Here is a 15,419-nt window from a genome sequence, read left to right on the forward strand (position 1 = left end):
GAGAGCCGGGGGCGGGGAGGGGAGGCGAGGGGCTCGATCGGAATCGAGCCCCCGCGCGGATGTCACGGGCAGGCCATGACGTTGTTCGCCGCGCCGGGCGTGGGTTGCCCGACCTTGAACTTGTCGCCATTCTTGCGGCCGTCGCCGCAGCGCTGGATCGATTGCGTCTCCTGCGTGCCGCCCGAGCCTTCGCTCACCTGCGTGCGGCCCGGCGTGCCCGCGGGCCCGATGAGCACGTCGAGCAGGCCGGCGTCGGCCGTTTGCCCCGTGGAATACACGAGCACGTCGATGAGGCCGTTCGCCGTGACCGCCGTGCCCGAGGGGAACGACGCCGGAGCAGCCTGGTAAATCGCGATCGCGTCCTGGCCATTCTGGATCACGCTGGTCGAGCTGAAAGCGATGGCCGGCGCGGGCGTCATCCCCGGGCTGCCGACGAGCAGCATGCCATTCGCGTCCGTCGTGCCATTCAAACCCGTCACGGGCAGGTACGACACGTCGCCGTTGCCATTGTAGAGGACGAGCGTGTAGCCCGCGAGGCTCACGTTCGGCACGCCCGTCGTGATCTCGACGAACTCCGCGGCGTCCGTGCCCATCTGATCCGTGTCGAACTCGTTGATGATCAGGTGAATCACCGTCACCTGGAACGGCGCCGTGTCGCCGCTCGGCGCGGTGACGACGAGGTCCTGCAGCGCGATCGGCGTCGTGTCGGGCACGCTCGTGATCGTGATCTGCGTGTTGCTGTCGATCGTGAACGTCTGATCAACGCCGCCGATCTTCACCGCCGTCGCGCCCGTGAAGCCATTGCCCTTGACGACGAGCTTGCCGCCGTGCGCGATGACCTGGTAATCGACCGATGTCACGTTCTGGGCGAGGCAAGCCATGTTGCCCGCGCAATCCGTGTCGGCGCAGTCGACCAGGCCGTCGCAATCGTCGTCGACGAGGTCGGCGCAGGCCATTTCCATCGTCATGCCGCCCGGGCAGGCGCAGGCCATCGTCATGGCCTCGCAGACGAGGCCGTTCGCCCCGCACGACTTGCCGGCGCAATCGGTGTCGGCGCAGTCGGTCGCCATGTCGCCATCGTCGTCCATCATGTTGCCGCAGTTCTCCTGCGGCAAACACGCGGGAGCCGCGGCGCAGTCGGGATCGGCGCAATCGACCATCATGTCGCCGTCGTCGTCCTTCATGTTGTCGCAGGTCTCGACGCACTGAGGCGCCATCGCGCAATCCGGATCGGCGCAGTCGATGAGGTTGTCCGCGTCCTCGTCCAGCATGGCCGTATCGCAGACCTCAGCCGTCGCGACGTTCGCGGCGCCGGGCGTGATCTGCGTGGTCGCGCGCCAGTCGACGCTGTCGTCGCTCGTGTCCTGCCCGTTCGGGTAGCGGATCATCGAGCGGATCGGCGAGGCTGCGGCCTGGTTATCGAACGCGGTCGTCGCGGTGCCCGCGACCAGCGAGAACGTCTGGCCGCCGAGCATGACGGCCGTGACCTGGCCGTCCGGCGTGCCGTTCTCGTACGAGAGCCCGTCGAGCAGCGTGTTCGTCTTCGTATCGAACAGCGCGACCCCGTCCGGCGCGCCGTTCTGGATGTTGTCCATCGGATTCGGCAAGGACACGACGATTGCGGCCGGATCGATGTTCATCACGCCCGACGAAGCAATCACGACGTATCCGCCGGCGGCGAGCATGCCGGAGAGCTTGAACGGGGTGCCATAAACGACGTCCGCGCCGCCCGCGCCCGTGCCATTGACGAGCAAGACCTCGACGCCGTCGAGCATCACGTCGCCTCCGGCATTGTAGATCTCGATGAACTCGGCCGTATCGGCGTTCGCCTGGTCGTAATCGATCTCGTTGATGACGAGCTTGCCGCACGCGGGCGCCATCGCGCAGTCGGCGTCGGCGCAATCGATGTCGCCGTCGTTGTCCTCGTCTCCGCCGCCCGCGCAGAGCTCGGTACACGCCGCCGCGCAGTCGGCGTCGTCGCAGTCGATGTCGCCGTCGCCGTCGTCGTCCGTCGTGTTGTCGCAGACCTCGGCCGGATTTCCTCCGCCGACCCCGCCCGCGCCGCCCTGGCCGCCGGCACCACCTGCGCCGCCCTGACCGCCTGCGCCGCCCTGGCCGCCGGCTCCACCAGCGCCGCCCTGGCCGCCCGCGCCGCCGATGCCGCCCGCGCCGCCCTGGCCGCCGGCCCCGCCGACGCCGCCCGCGCCGCCCTGGCCGCCGACGCCGCCCTGGCCGCCCTCGCCGCCGTTGCCGCCCGTGCTCGACGACGAGGTCGTCGTGTTTTGCGACGGTTCGTCGCTACAACCGGCGGCGCCCACGGCGAGCGCCGCGAGGACCCCCGCCACCGAAAGGGATCGAAGCTTCATGGAACAACTCCTCATCGATGTCGCACGTCCGGGATGGGCCCTACCAGGCGTGCGGAGCGGATGAAAGAGGCTTTTCGGGAGACGAGGGTTGTTCGGGGGAAACGCCGCAGGTGATCGTCGGGACGATTACGGGCAGTTGATCTTCGTGCAACCCACGAGACCATCGTCGCTACACGTGCACGTGTTGCAACCGTCACTCGCCTGCCACGAATCTCCGGGTTGGTAGGTTTGCCCGTTGTAAGTGCACGCGATGCAGGCCTTCTCGGTGCACGCGACCGCGCCGTCGGCCATGCAGGAGCACGTATTGCAGCCGTCCGTCGAGGGGAACGAGTCGCCGGTCTGGTAGGTTTGTCCGCCGTACTCGCAGGGTAGGCAGGCCTTTTCGGTGCAGGCGACGGAGCCGTCGTCCGTGCACGTGCACGTATTGCACCCGTCGCTCGAAGGGAACGAGTCGCCGGGGTTGTAGCCGATGCCGTCGACGATGCACGCGGGCTCGGCGCAGCCCATCTCGGTGCACGCGACCGTGCCGTCGGCCGTGCACGTGCACGTATTGCAGCCGTCGTCCGCGGGGAAGGTATCACCCTCGTTGAAGACCTTGCCGTTGTGGGTGCAGCTCGTGACGCACGCCAATCGCGTGCACGAGGTCGAGCCGTCGGCGAGGCAGGTGCACGTGTTGCAGCCGCCGGCCGGCGTGAATTCTTCGCCGACGGAGAATTGCTTCCCGTCGACCTCGCAGGCGCCGCCGCCGGCGCCGAAGAAGAGGCAGCCCGTGGCCGTGACCGAGAGCGCCGCGAACGTGAAGGCCGAAAAGCAGTAAGAAAAGGTTCGTCGGATCATGTGGACTCCTGTGCCAGCATGAGCCAGGCCCGAGGGGCTGGCCGATCAGCGACGAGCCAAGGAAGAACCGTGCCAGCGGCTTGCCAGATTTCGTCGGACGTCCAAAAGCCGGACATCCAAAGGATGGACCTCAAAAGAGAGGCGGCGAGAGCTCCCAGCCGAGGAAGCCCGGCGTGCGGGCGCGGTGCCTACCCAGGTTGTCGCCCCTGATCGCGGGGCCATCCGCCGCCCAGCGCGCCGTGAAGGCGTCGCGGAGCACGAGCTCGGCGAGCTTGCCGCGCGGGGAGAAGCCCCACTCGGCCTCCTGCGAGACGTCGTCCGGGTCGGCGTAATACCGCCACACGAAGAAGCCCGCGCACGAGCGGCTGTCGAGCAGCGGCGCGATGAGCGCCTCGTACGCGAGGGCCTGGGCCTCCTCGTCGATCGTCACGTCCTTCATCCCGTCGGGCCATTCCCAGGGCCGGATCGCCGGATCCTTGCGGGTCGTGTAGCCGATTTCGGTGAGCACCACGGGACGGCCCCACATCGCCGCGAGCCGCTCGATCCCCTCGGCGACCTTGCGGCCGCCCGCGAAGAGCTCCTCGCGTCCCGCGCCGTCCTTGTCGGCGAGCGGGTAGAACGCGTTGATGCCGACGAGGTCGAGCTCGCCGAAGATGAGCGTGTCCTCGGCGTCGTCCCAGTTCGCCGAGTAGGTGAGCAGGCCCGGGTAGACGCGGCGGACCTCCTGGATGATCGGGTAAAACAGCGCGGCGCGGCCCGTCGTGACGAAGCTGCGGAGCTCGACGCCGACGCTGAGCATCTCGGCGCCGCCCTCGGCCGCGATCTCGGCCCAGGTGAGCAGGAAGTGCTTGTACGCCGCGGCCCAGCGCTCCCAGGCCGCGTCGTCGCCCGGATCGATGAGCGCGCGCCAGCCGCCGGTCTCGACCCAGAGGTGCGGCACGAGGAAGACCTTGAGGCCACGCGCGTGCGCCTGCGCCATCGCGTGAAGGACGTTCGCGCGGTTCTCCTCGAACGGCGCCTCGAAGGTGAGGTCGATCCCGTTCGGTTTCAGGTCCCAGACGCGGCCGAACGGCGTGAGGCTGATCCATGTGGATCCGAGCGCCTTGGCCTCGTCCATCGCGCGTCCGCTCGCCGGGCTGCCGTAGCCCTTGCCGGCGTGGCGGAGGCTCTCGATGGGGCCGATGGTAATCCCGCGGATGCCGCCGCGCGACGCGTCGGCCCAGGCCGTGGGGCCGTGAAGAGCGGCGCCACGCGGAGCGGCGACGGGCGCGGCCGAAGCCATGGCGGGGGCGGCAGCGGCCAGGACGAACAGGCTTGCTGCGGCGAAGGGAGTCCTCACGGTTCGGCGAGGGGATATAGCGCGAGAAACCCGACGTGTGGTTTGCTTTTCGCCGTCTGGTCTGGCGCGAGCAGGCGAGCGAAGAGGAAGAACATGGACAACGAAACCATCGGGAGCACGCTGGATCAGGTTGCTGATCTCCTGGAGATCGAGGGCGCGAGCGTGTTCCGCGTACGCGCGTACCGAGGCGCCGCGCGCACGGTCTCCGCGCTCGCCTCGCCCGTGAGCACGCTCCCGGACAAGGGGCCGGGCTCGCTGGAGGAGCTGCCGGGCATCGGCAAGGATCTCGCCGGCAAGATCCGCGAGCTCGCGGAGACGGGGGAGCTCGCGCTTTTGCACGAGCTGAAGTCACGCACGCCGGAGAGTTTGATCCACCTGCTCGAGCTGCCCGGGCTCGGGCCGAAGCGCGCGAAGGCGATCCACGAGGGGCTCGGGATCGACACGATCGAGGAGCTCGAAAAGGCCGCGCGCGAAGGAAGGTTGCGCGCGCTGAAGGGCGTCGGGCCGAAGCTCGAAGCGCAGATCCTGGAAGGCATCGCGGCGCGCGCGGCGCGCGGGAAGCGGATCTCGCTCGCGGAGGCGGAGGCGCAGGTCGAGCCGATCGTGGCGCGGCTGCGCGAGGTCGTGGGCGTCTCGCAGATCGAGGTCGCGGGGAGCTATCGCAGGCGCAGGGACAACGTGGGCGACGTGGACATCCTCGTCGCGGCGGATGCGAGCGTCGCGATCGGGAAGAAGCTCATCTCGGATCCCGCGACGGACAAGGTGCTCGCGGACGGCGACACGAAGACGAGCGTGCTCTTGAAGAGCGGGCTGCAGGTCGATCTGCGTGTGGTGCCTGCGTCGTCGTTCGGCGCGGCGATGCACTACTTCACGGGGTCGAAGGCGCACAACATCGCGATCCGCACGCTCGGCGTTCGCCGGAAGCTCAAGATCAGCGAGTGGGGCGTGTTCCAGGAGGACAAACGCCTCTCGGGCGAGCGCGAGGAGGACGTGTTCGCCTCGGTGGGGCTCGCCTGGGTGCCGCCCGAGCTGCGCGAGGATCGCGGCGAGATCGACGCGGCGCGGGAAGGAAAGCTGCCGAAGCTCGTGGAGCGCGCGGACCTGCGTGGCGACTTCGTGGGGGGGAATCTCGACGCAGACGGCATCGCGGCGATCGCGTCGGCATGCGCTGCGAAGGGCGCGGCGTGGCTCGTGGTGCTCGGCGCGACGCGACACGACGTCGAGCGCGCGCAGAAGCACGCGGGCAAGGTGAAGCTCTTCGCCGGCGCGGTGGTGCCCATCGGCGCGGATGGTTCGATCGGGACGAGCGAGGATGTCGACGTCGTGATCGGGGAGATCCACGCGGCCGACCTCGACGAAAAATCGCTCACGCAAGCGCTCGTCGCCGCGGCGAAGTCGGGGCGCATCCACGTGCTCGCGCGTCCGTCGAACGGGGGCAAACCCAAGCAGTTCGACGTGGAGGCGGTGGCGAAGGTTTGCCGCGAGCACGGCGTGCTCCTCGGGCTCGACGCGCGCCCCGCGTTCCTCGCGGGCGCCGATGGCTACGCGCGGGCCGTCAAGGACACGGGTGCGCGCATCGCCATCACGAGCCGCGCGGCGAACGCCGACGAAGCCGCGCACATCCGCTTCGGCTTCGATCAAGCCCGGCGCGGCTGGTGCGAGGCCAAGGACGTCGCGAACACGCTCTCGGCCGAGGCGTTCGAGACGCTCCTCGCGCGCCGCTGATCAAGCCCCGAGCATCACATCGGCGCGTCCGGCGGCAATCCGGCGGCCCAGACGAACACCTCGTCCACGACCTGAGCCACGAGAGCGATCAGCACGGTCACGACGACGCCGAGCACGAGGCCCACGAGCCCGTGCAGGCGCCCTTTTCCGCGCCGCGTCACCCAGCCCCAGGCCGGCATGCAGAGCGGCCCGTACCATAGGAGCGCCGCCCCCCAGGTCGCCGCGTTCCAGGCGTGCTCCCGCTGCTCTTCGGACAGGCGGCTCTTGTCCCAGCGCTGAAGCGCGTAGGTCAGAGCGATCCCGAGGGCGAACTGAAGGGCAAAACGAGCGACCTGCATGCGATGACGCGCGTGACGCGGATGCTACCCGAGCCCGCTCCCGTCTGGGGCGGTCTGCGAGGGACTCGCCCGCGCTGCCGTCCTCCCGCGGGCTCCGCGCGCAAACCGCAGAGCTTCGAACCCAATCCCCCTGGCAAGGGCGACCGAACAGGCGTAGAGGGGAGATCCGCCCTGCGACAAGGGGAGCGCGAGGGCGTGGACAGGAACCGACCATGACGACGACCGCGCCCAGCGACATTCGCAACGTTGCTCTGATCGGCCACAAAGGAGCCGGCAAGACGTCGCTCGCCGAGGCCATGCTCTTCGTGGCGAAGGCGACGCCCAAGCTCGGCAAAGTGGACGACAAGTCGAGCATTCTCGACGACTCGGCCGAGGAGAAGGACCACGCCTGCTCGCTCGAAGCGAGCGTTGCCTACCTGAACTGGAACGGCAAAAAGGTGAACGTCGTGGACACGCCGGGCGAGGGCAGCTTCCTCGCCGAAACGCGTCTCGCGCTCGGCGCGGTGGACGCGGCGGTCCTCGTCGTGAGCGGCAAGGACGGCGTGCAGCCGATCACCGAGCGCGTCTTCGGTTGGGCGCGCGCGCAAGGCCTGCCGGTGATCGTCGTCGTCACCAAGGTCGACGCGGAAAACGCGCGGCCCGACGACGTCGTCGCCGAGATCAAGGCGCGCCTCAAGGCGCCTCTCGCCGTGATGGAGCATCACGTTGGCGAGGGCCTCGACTACCAGGGCATCATCACGCTGCGCACGAAGAAGGCGTGGATCGGCAAGCCCGAGGCGCCGAACGCGATCGCAGCGAGCGCGGTGCCGGCCGACCTCGCGAGCGTGCTCGATACGGGCCGCGGAAGGCTCGTCGACGACGTCGCCGGGACGACCGACGAGCTCACCGAGAAGTACCTGACCGAAGGTGATCTCACGCAGGAGGAGCTCGATCAGGGCCTGCGCGACGCCGTGCGCGAGGGCAAGGTCGTCCCCGTGTACTTCGCGTCGGGCACGCGCCCGAGCGGCATCGCGGCGTTGCTCGACGGCATCGTGGAGCTCATCCCGCCGCCCACCGCGCACCCGACGTGGAAGGGCACGGTGCCCGGCGGCAAGGTCGGCGTGGCGCCGGCTGCAGCCGAGCGTCCGAGCTCGACCGACGCGCCGACCGCGGTGTTCGTCTTCAAGACCTCGATCGATCCGCACGCGGGCCGCACCTCGTTCGCGCGTGTCCTCTCGGGCACGCTGAAGCCCGACAGCTCGCTCTTGAACGCATCGACGGGCAACGCCGAGCGCGTCGGCAAGATCTTCAACATCGTCGGCAAGGACGCGAAGGCCGTCGAAGAGGCGAAGGCCGGCGACATCGTCGCGCTCGCGAAGCTCAAGTCGACGCTGAGCGGCCAGACGCTGTCCGATGAGAAGCACGCGTTCCAGTTCACGGCGCCGGAGCTTCCGCCGGCCCTGTTCTCACGCGGCGTGAAGTTCGAGGGCAAGGGCGCCGAGGACAAGGTGAGCACGGCGCTCTACAAGCTCACCGAGGAGGATCCGGGCCTCACGGTGTCGATCGAGGAGACGACGCGCGAGCTCGTGGTGTCGGGCCTCGGCTCGTTGCACCTCGAGATCACGGTCGAGCGCATCCGTCGCCGCGTGGGCATCGATGCGCGTCTCGGCGCGCCGCACATCGCCTACAAGGAGACGATCACGAAGCGCGTCGCGGGGGTCGAGGGCAAACACAAGAAGCAGACCGGCGGCCACGGCCAGTTCGGCGTTTGCTACATCGACATGGAGCCCATGCCGCGTGGCGGCGGGTTCGTCTTCGAGGACGCGGTCGTCGGCGGCGCGATCCCGCGGCAGTTCATTCCCTCGGTTGAGAAGGGCGTCGTGAAGTCGATGGCGAAGGGCTTCCTCGCCGGCTTCCCGCTGGTCGACCTGAAGGTGCGCCTCTACGACGGCAAGTACCACGACGTCGACTCGTCCGACGCGGCCTTCCAGATGGCCGGCAGCAAGGCCTTCAAGGCCGCCGCCGCGCAGGCGGGCGCGGTGCTGCTCGAGCCGGTCGTGAAGCTGCAGGTCGTCGCGCCGAGCGTGGCGACGGGTGACGTCATCGGCGACATCAACAGCCGCCGCGGCCGCATCCTCGGCACGGACACGATCGAGGATCAGACGATCGTGAACGCGTACGTCCCGCTCTCCGAGGTGCTCGAGTACGAGTCGAAGCTGAAGAGCATGACGCAGGGCAAGGGCACGTTCTCGATGAGCGTCGACCACCTCGCGATCTGCCCGCCGATGGTCCAGGACAAGGTCATCAAGGACAGCGGCTTCAAGGTCACGGAAGAGGAAGACTGATCTCGAAGCGCCGTCGCTTCCGATCGGTAAGGCTCCGCATCGCCGCCGCAGGCTACGTCCTGCGGCGCATGGGGCCGCCCCTCCTCTACGCCGCCCTCTACCTCATCGTCGCGACACTCGTCCTGCGCTGGGATCTCCGGCGCGGCGGCGAGCCTCTGCCCGACTTCACCGAGACCGTCTGGTCGCTCTGGACGTTGCTCGTCTTCGAGCCGACCGAGCCTTTTCCTCACACGCCCGTCGCGCGCGCCGTCTTCTGGTTGACCCCGCTCGCGGGCCTCTTCCTGCTCGCGCAGGGCGTCTTCAAGATCGGCGCGTCGCTCTTCGACCTCGCGACGCGGCGGGAGGTGTGGACCTCGATCATGACCGACATGATGAACGGGCACGTCGTGGTGTGCGGCGTCGGGCACGTGGGCTACCGCGTGATCGAGGAGCTCTGCATCCTCGGCGAGGACGTGGTGGCGATCGAGCAGAACGACGCGAAAGGCTTCCTCGAAGAGGTGCGCGAGAAGGGCGTGCCCGTGCACATCGGCGACGCGCGTCGCGACGAGCTGCTCGAGAAGGTCGGCGCCAAGCGCGCGAAGGCCGTCGTGTGCGCGACGAGCGACGACCTCGCGAACCTGGAGATCGCGCTCGACGCGAAGCGCATGAACCCGAGCGTGCGCGTGGTGATGCGCATGTTCGATCAGCGGCTCGCGGGGAAGGTCGGCGGCGCGCTCGGGCTCGATCAGTCGTTCTCGACGAGCGCGCTCTCCGCGCCGCTCATCGCGATTCAGGCGACGTACGAGGGCGTGCACGCCGCCTACCGCATCGACGACGTCGTGCGCGTGACGGCCGAGGTGAAGGTCGGCGCGTCACACGCCGAGGCGACGGTGATGGATCTCGAAGAGCGGTTGCCCTGCCGTGTCGTGAGCCGCCGGAAGAATCCCGACGAAAGCTTTGCACCCGTACGACCGCGCGACGTCATCCGCGGCGGCGACACGCTCGTGGTCGACACGGCCGCCGTCGATCTGCCGGCGGTCCGCTTCCAGCTCGGCTGAAGGACGGATCAGCGCGCTCGCTCGGCTCTTGCCCGAGCACCTTCGCCCGATGTTTCGGGCGCAAACAAAACCCGGAGCGCCATCGCCGCGATCGCACCCCCCACGATCGGCCCGAGCACGAACACCCAGAGCTGATCGAGCGCGACCCCGCCCGCGCAGAGCGCCGCGCCGAGCGCGCGCGCTGGATGCGCCGGCAAGCCCGTGACGGGCATGCCCACGAGGTGCACGAGCGTCATGCCCGCACCACCCGCCGCCGCTGGCAACGCATGCTGCACGGCCGGCCGCGCGTGGTGCGTCGCGCCGAGAAGCACGAACGCGAGGATCGCCGAGAGCCCGATCTCCGCGGCGAGCGCGGCGTTCGCGCCGTAGAACCCGGGCGAGTGCCGCCCGAACCCGCCGGAGAGCGCCTCGAGCACGCCCGGCGCCCCGCCCGGTCGGCCGCGTGCGATCGTCACGGCGAGCCCAACACCCGCTGTCGCGCCCGCGACCTGCGCCGCGACGTACGGCAGCACCTCACGCGCTCGCATCCGCCCGGCGAGCGCGGCCGCCACCGTGACGGCCGGGTTCAGGTGCGCCCCGCTCACCGGCCCGAGCGCGAGCGCGGCCGCGGCGAACGCGATCCCGAACGCGAGGGCGATCCCGATCGTCCCGAGCGCCGCCCCGCCCACGGCTGCCGCCCCGCACCCCGCGAAGACCACGATGAACGTTCCCACGCCCTCGGCCCAAGCTCGCCGCACCTCGCGCCTCCTTCCTGCCCCGAAGCGTAACCCAGGGCCGGGCCGGAGTTCCCCGCGCGCCGCGATTTCAGCCGTCCGTCCGGCCTCCGCTCCACCACGACGCGGCGAGCGAAGCATCCTCGACGGTATCGATCTCCATGTATCCGCCGAACGTGTCCACGCGGTGCATCGCCTCGCCCCGCTCCAGCATGTGCTGCAAGAGGTCGATCAGGTACGCCTTCTCGAACGTGCGCCCCTCCCGGAACACGCCCTCCGGGTGCGCGGCCTTCGCCTCGTCGTAGGCGCGCACGAACCGCCCCGCTCCTTCGGCCGACAGCTTCATCACCCCGATGAACTCGCCCGCCGCCTGCTCCGACACGATCCGCCGGGAGAGCTCCACGACGCGCCGGTCGTCGGCCCGCATCTTCTCCGCGTCGGTCTCCGGGTGCTGCGAGCGGCCCAGGTAGCGCCTCCGCCAGTCCGTGTCGCAGGCGAGCGTGATGTCCCAGGGCGCGCGCACGAGGTCCCGGGCGATCTCGGGGCGGTAGACGATGTCCGCGTACGTGGACACGAAGCCCTCGGCGAGGTGCTCGCGGGCGCAGAGCAGCGAGGCCAGGATGTTGTTGTGCTCCCAGCGCGTGTTCTCGACGTAGGTCAGGTCGGGGTAACGCGCCTTTATGACCTCGGCCTTGTAGCCGCAGATGAAGATGATGTCCTTGCGGGAGAAGCCGCCGGCGGCGAGCGCCTCGAGGATGCCGTCGAGCATCGGGCGTCCGAGGACGGGGACCAGGGTCTTCGGGATCTCTTCGGTCATGTGGCGGAGCCGGCTGCCGCGGCCCGCGCCGATGATGATGGCCTTCACGGGCCGGCTCGTTAGCACGCCTTCGGGCCGGCGTCCTTGGCGCACAAAAGGCCGCGAGCGGCCCCGGAGAACCGGAGGCCGCTCGCTTCCAGAACGGTCGTGCTCGTTCGGATCAGTTACCCGAGCAAGCTCCGAACTCTGCGCCGCAGCCCGCGGCGGAGTCGAGAATGCAGGTCTGGCATTCCCCGCTCGGATCGGCCGTGCCGCCGCAGTAGTCCTTGCACGGCTCCTGGCACGCGCCCATGTCGGAGCACGTGCAGTCGTAGAGCGCCGTGTAGATGTCCTTGACATCCTCACACACCGTCATGCCGGCGCACAGCTCGACCGTCACGAACTCGGCGCACGTGTAGCATTCCATGCCCGACGCCGGCTTCTCGCACGGCGTTCCGCCGCCCGCGCCGCCCGTGCCGCCCATGCCGCCCGCGCCGCCGCCCGAGCCGCCGTTGCCGCCGACGCCCGGACCGGCGCCGCCATCACCGCCGGCGCCGCCGGCGCCGGTGTTGTCGACGACCACACACGCCGTCGTCAACGCCATACAAGCCACTGCACCAAGCATCGCAAAGAATCGGATCTTCATTCGAGTTCCTCCCAGGTAAGCACCCGAGTTCGACAAGGACGTGCCGAGGCTAGCAGAGCTCTCCGCCGGGGCCAACCGGGGGCAAGGGCCCCACGACGGGGCCGAGCGAAGCATCGGAAGCAAGCAAGCCTCCGCGCGCGAACGGGCTCGGGTCCCCGATCGCCGCTTGGCCAAATGGCTTGGACGAGGGTGCTCGGGACGCATTCAACGCTTGAAACATGATCACGACGCGGAGCCGGGCCGAGGTGGTTTCCGTGCTTCCCACCGGCGCGCTGTCTCTGGACCGACCGAAAGATGACCCAGCCGTGACGGAGCGCGCGCCCCGCCTCGCCTACCACGGAGGCATGGCAATCGCGCTGTTCTTCGTCGGGCACTGGACGTTGTCCATATTCTGCCAGACGTTTTTCCTGCACCGCTATGCCTCCCACCGCATGTTCACGATGAGCAAGGGCTGGGAGCGCTTCTTTTATCTGCTCACGTTCATCGCGCAGGGCTCCTCGTACCTCGTCCCGCGAGCTTATGCGATCCTGCACCGGCATCACCACGCCTACAGCGACACCGAGCGGGATCCGCATTCACCACGCCATACCGGCAATCCGTTCGCGATGATGTGGGGGACGAGGACGCGTTATCACGACCTCGCTTATCGCATCGAGACGCCCGAGCCGAAGTTCGACGGCGGATATCCCGAGTGGGACCTCGTCGACCGCATCGGCGGCGATTGGCCGGGCCGGCTCGCCTGGGGCACGGCGTACGTCGTTTTTTATCTCGTGTTCGCGACCGCCTGGTGGCAATTCTTGCTCTTGCCCGCGCACTTCCTGATGGGCGTCATTCACGGCGCGATCGTGAACTGGTGCGGTCACCGGTATGGATACCGGAATTTCGATAGCAAGGACGACTCGCGCAATACGCTGCCGTTCGATTTCGTGACGATGGGCGAGCTCTTCCAGAACAACCACCACCGTTTCGGCCAGGCGCCGAACTTCGCCGTGCGCGCCTGGGAGCTCGACCCGACGTGGCACGTCATCCGCTTGCTCGCCTTCCTGAAGATCATCGACCTCGGCGAGCACCTCCAGGTCGGCCGTTATGAGCCGACCCCGGAGGTTTCGCCCGTCATCGATACAGCGACGTGAATGCGTCGCGCAGGTTCTCCGGCGAAAGCGCGTCCTTTCGCCGGTGGAACTCGGGCAGGGCCGCTTGATAGGCCTCGTCGAGGCGGAAGATCGTGCTCTGGAAGTCCGGCGCGAAGATCGGCGCGGTCGCCGCCCCGAGCTCGAGCACATCCTGGTATTGCCCGCGCTCTTTCAGGATCTGCGCCGACAGGCCGTACATGAGCAATCCGCCGGGGATCGCGCCGAGCGCCGTCGTGGCCACGGCCGGATAACAGAGCCGCACCGTTCGCGCCCCGAACCGATCGTGAATCTCCTGCATCGTCTGGCGCTGAAGCTTCTTCGCCCCCGCGAGCGGGCCCATCGCATAAACCGGATCGTCGGGCTCGAAATCGTAATCGCAGAACGCGACCACGCTCTCGCCCTTCGCGACGAGGCCCGCCGCCGCGAGCGGCTCGGCCCAGAGGAGCGACGAGGTGCCCATGAACCGGTTCGTCCGGTCGATGTCCGTGTCCGTCGCGACCTCGACCTCCACGAGCCCGACACGCCGGATGTTCTCCGGTCGGCTGAAATCCGGGACCTGCAGGATCGGATCGAACGCGACGTCGATGTCCTTCACGTTCGTCGGTCCATGCTCGACGTACCGCTTCGTCGCGCCCGCCGCGATGCCGTTGACGAGGTGGACCGCGCGGTAGTTGCCCTTGAGCGCCGCGACGACCTCCTCCACGGTCTCGGGCTTCGTCGCGTCCGCGTTCCAGAAGCGCGCCGTGAGCCCCTCGGCCGTCGCCGCTTCGACGAGCGCCGCGACATGGTGGCCGCCGATCTGCATCTTCTCGCTGTCGTAGTGCACGCCGAAGACGGCCGCGCGCTCGCCGAAGAGGAGCTGCACCGCGAGCGCCCGCGTGATGCCGTTCGAGCCGCCGAGGATGACGACGGCCGTGTCCTTCGCGAGGTTCGCGCCACGCGGCTTGATCATGGCTCGCTGCGCGGCGAAGAGCTCGCGCGCGACGCGAGGGCCATCCTGGGCCAGCGCTTGGACGATGGCGCGGCGATCGGTGCCGCCGAGCGGGAGCTTGCGGAAGACCTCGAGTTCCATGTCCGTAGCCTCTTACCATGGTAAAGAGCGCCGTGGTGAAGACGGTCCTTTTGACGGGCGGCACCGGGTTCATCGGTCGGCGTCTCACGGAGACGCTTCTCCAGCGCGGTGACCGCGTGACAGTGCTCACGCGGGATCCCAACCGAGCACGAGGCAAGCTGCCCGCGGGCGCGACGGCCGTCGCGTGGGATCCCGAGCACGAAGGTCCGTGGCTCGACGAGATCGGGCGCGCGTCGGCGATCATCCACCTCGCGGGCGAGCCCGTCGCGCAGCGATGGACCGACGAAGCACGCCGCGCGATCGTCGCGAGCCGCGTGGACTCGACGCGCCTCGTCGTGGAAGGCATCCGCCGCGCCGCGAAAAAGCCCGAGGTGTTCGTGTGCGCGTCGGCCGTCGGCTACTACGGGCCGAGGCCGCCGGACGAGGCGCTCGACGAGACGAGCCGCCGCGGCGAAGGGTTTCTCGCGGACGTGGTGACGCGATGGGAGGCCGAGGCGGCGAAGGCCGAGGCGCTCGGCGTGCGCACGGTGATGCTGCGGATCGGCGTCGTGCTCGGAGAAGGCGGCGGCGCGCTGGAGAAGATGCTCCTGCCCTTCAAGATGTTCGCAGGCGGGCCGATCGCGCCGGGCTCGCAGGTGATCGCGTGGGTGCACGCGGAGGACGTCGTGGGCCTCGCGCTGCTCGCGCTGAACGACACGCACGCGCGTGGACCGATCAACGTCGTCTCGCCCGAGCCTGCGACGAGCAAGGAGCTCGCGTCGGCGATCGGCCGCGTGATGCGCAGGCCCTCGTGGTTCACGACGCCCGAGGCCGCGGTGAAGGTCGCGCTCGGCAGCGAGGCTTCGATGGTGGTCACGACGGGGCAACGTGTCGTGCCTGCACGCGCCAAGGAGCTCGGCTACGTGTTTCAGTACCCGTCGCTCGTTCCGGCGCTCGCGTCGATCCTGACGCCGTAGGGCGGCCTCTCGAAGCGCCTCAAAAGACGCCGGCCGCCGGGAGTCGCCGAGAAGTCGACCTTGTCGAGCAGCAACTTCCCGGGGGCCGGGACGGCCTGTTGAGACGCTCCCCCCGAAGCGCGCCGTCCATGAGTCCA

The 15,419-nt window shown here is 69.1% G+C and carries 13 protein-coding genes; 5 read left to right on the forward strand and 8 right to left on the reverse strand.

The window, feature by feature from the left end; translation table 11 throughout:
• Positions 1-62: 62 nt before the first annotated feature.
• The 3 genes from KEG57_RS51415 to KEG57_RS51425 form a co-directional block, all read right to left on the reverse strand.
• The gene (locus KEG57_RS51415) at positions 63-2,366 is read right to left on the reverse strand and encodes a lamin tail domain-containing protein (RefSeq protein ID WP_272427120.1); all 2,304 of its coding nucleotides are present in this window, start codon (positions 2,364-2,366) and stop codon (positions 63-65) included.
• Between the two features lie 126 nt (positions 2,367-2,492).
• Positions 2,493-3,203, reverse strand: coding sequence for a hypothetical protein (locus KEG57_RS51420; RefSeq protein WP_272427118.1), 711 nt, complete (start codon positions 3,201-3,203; stop codon positions 2,493-2,495).
• A 130-nt stretch (positions 3,204-3,333) separates the two neighbouring features.
• On the reverse strand, positions 3,334-4,542 hold the full coding sequence (locus KEG57_RS51425; RefSeq protein ID WP_272427116.1) for a glycoside hydrolase family 113: 1,209 nt from the start codon (positions 4,540-4,542) through the stop codon (positions 3,334-3,336).
• Between the two features lie 93 nt (positions 4,543-4,635).
• Between KEG57_RS51425 and KEG57_RS51430 the strand changes: the two genes are divergently transcribed.
• The gene (locus tag KEG57_RS51430; RefSeq protein ID WP_272427115.1) at positions 4,636-6,267 is read left to right on the forward strand and encodes a DNA polymerase/3'-5' exonuclease PolX; all 1,632 of its coding nucleotides are present in this window, start codon (positions 4,636-4,638) and stop codon (positions 6,265-6,267) included.
• 14 nt (positions 6,268-6,281) lie between these two features.
• On the opposite strand, the gene KEG57_RS51435 is transcribed toward KEG57_RS51430, so the two are convergent.
• Positions 6,282-6,605, reverse strand: coding sequence for a transcriptional regulator (locus KEG57_RS51435; RefSeq protein ID WP_272427114.1), 324 nt, complete (start codon positions 6,603-6,605; stop codon positions 6,282-6,284).
• Between the two features lie 212 nt (positions 6,606-6,817).
• Here KEG57_RS51435 and fusA point away from each other — a divergent pair, with 212 nt between their 5' ends.
• Both fusA and KEG57_RS51445 read left to right on the forward strand, forming a co-directional pair.
• On the forward strand, positions 6,818-8,929 hold the full coding sequence (fusA, locus tag KEG57_RS51440) for an elongation factor G (RefSeq protein WP_272427113.1): 2,112 nt from the start codon (positions 6,818-6,820) through the stop codon (positions 8,927-8,929).
• 68 nt (positions 8,930-8,997) lie between these two features.
• Positions 8,998-9,966 (forward strand): potassium channel family protein, encoded by a 969-nt coding sequence (locus tag KEG57_RS51445; RefSeq protein WP_272427112.1) that lies wholly within the window; start codon positions 8,998-9,000, stop codon positions 9,964-9,966.
• An 8-nt stretch (positions 9,967-9,974) separates the two neighbouring features.
• On the opposite strand, the gene KEG57_RS51450 is transcribed toward KEG57_RS51445, so the two are convergent.
• The 3 genes from KEG57_RS51450 to KEG57_RS51460 all read right to left on the reverse strand — a co-directional run bounded on the left by KEG57_RS51450 (position 9,975) and on the right by KEG57_RS51460 (position 12,121).
• The gene (locus KEG57_RS51450; protein WP_272427110.1) at positions 9,975-10,703 is read right to left on the reverse strand and encodes an aquaporin; all 729 of its coding nucleotides are present in this window, start codon (positions 10,701-10,703) and stop codon (positions 9,975-9,977) included.
• Positions 10,704-10,770: 67 nt separating this feature from the next.
• Positions 10,771-11,544: a phosphocholine cytidylyltransferase family protein gene (locus tag KEG57_RS51455; protein WP_272427108.1), complete on the reverse strand. Its 774-nt coding sequence runs from the start codon at positions 11,542-11,544 to the stop codon at positions 10,771-10,773.
• A gap of 112 nt (positions 11,545-11,656) precedes the next feature.
• On the reverse strand, positions 11,657-12,121 hold the full coding sequence (locus KEG57_RS51460; protein WP_272427106.1) for a hypothetical protein: 465 nt from the start codon (positions 12,119-12,121) through the stop codon (positions 11,657-11,659).
• Positions 12,122-12,426: 305 nt separating this feature from the next.
• Between KEG57_RS51460 and KEG57_RS51465 the strand changes: the two genes are divergently transcribed.
• Entirely contained in the window at positions 12,427-13,254 is an 828-nt protein-coding gene (locus KEG57_RS51465) for a fatty acid desaturase (RefSeq protein ID WP_308215673.1), read from the forward strand.
• Here the strand turns inward: KEG57_RS51465 and KEG57_RS51470 are convergent.
• Entirely contained in the window at positions 13,235-14,326 is a 1,092-nt protein-coding gene (locus KEG57_RS51470; protein ID WP_272427103.1) for a hypothetical protein, read from the reverse strand. The two genes, KEG57_RS51465 and KEG57_RS51470, sit on opposite strands and share 20 nt — an antisense overlap.
• A 17-nt stretch (positions 14,327-14,343) precedes the next feature.
• On the opposite strand from KEG57_RS51470, the gene KEG57_RS51475 reads away from it, so the two are divergent.
• Positions 14,344-15,282 carry a TIGR01777 family oxidoreductase gene (locus tag KEG57_RS51475; RefSeq protein ID WP_272427102.1) on the forward strand — a complete coding sequence of 313 codons (939 nt, stop codon included), beginning with the start codon at positions 14,344-14,346 and terminating at the stop codon, positions 15,280-15,282.
• Positions 15,283-15,419 lie beyond the last annotated feature (137 nt).

This window comes from Polyangium jinanense (genome assembly GCF_028435365.1).

Bases quoted from the DNA above. Each gene is read 5' to 3' on its own strand.
- KEG57_RS51470 (WP_272427103.1), bottom strand. From the start codon at position 14,326: ATGGAACTCGAGGTCTTCCGCAAGCTCCCGCTCGGCGGCACCGATCGC.
- KEG57_RS51475 (WP_272427102.1), top strand. From the start codon at position 14,344: ATGGTAAAGAGCGCCGTGGTGAAGACGGTCCTTTTGACGGGCGGCACC.
- KEG57_RS51420 (WP_272427118.1), bottom strand. From the start codon at position 3,203: ATGATCCGACGAACCTTTTCTTACTGCTTTTCGGCCTTCACGTTCGCG.
- KEG57_RS51445 (WP_272427112.1), top strand. From the start codon at position 8,998: ATGGGGCCGCCCCTCCTCTACGCCGCCCTCTACCTCATCGTCGCGACA.
- KEG57_RS51460 (WP_272427106.1), bottom strand. From the start codon at position 12,121: ATGAAGATCCGATTCTTTGCGATGCTTGGTGCAGTGGCTTGTATGGCG.
- KEG57_RS51415 (WP_272427120.1), bottom strand. From the start codon at position 2,366: ATGAAGCTTCGATCCCTTTCGGTGGCGGGGGTCCTCGCGGCGCTCGCC.
- KEG57_RS51435 (WP_272427114.1), bottom strand. From the start codon at position 6,605: ATGCAGGTCGCTCGTTTTGCCCTTCAGTTCGCCCTCGGGATCGCTCTG.
- fusA (WP_272427113.1), top strand. From the start codon at position 6,818: ATGACGACGACCGCGCCCAGCGACATTCGCAACGTTGCTCTGATCGGC.
- KEG57_RS51430 (WP_272427115.1), top strand. From the start codon at position 4,636: ATGGACAACGAAACCATCGGGAGCACGCTGGATCAGGTTGCTGATCTC.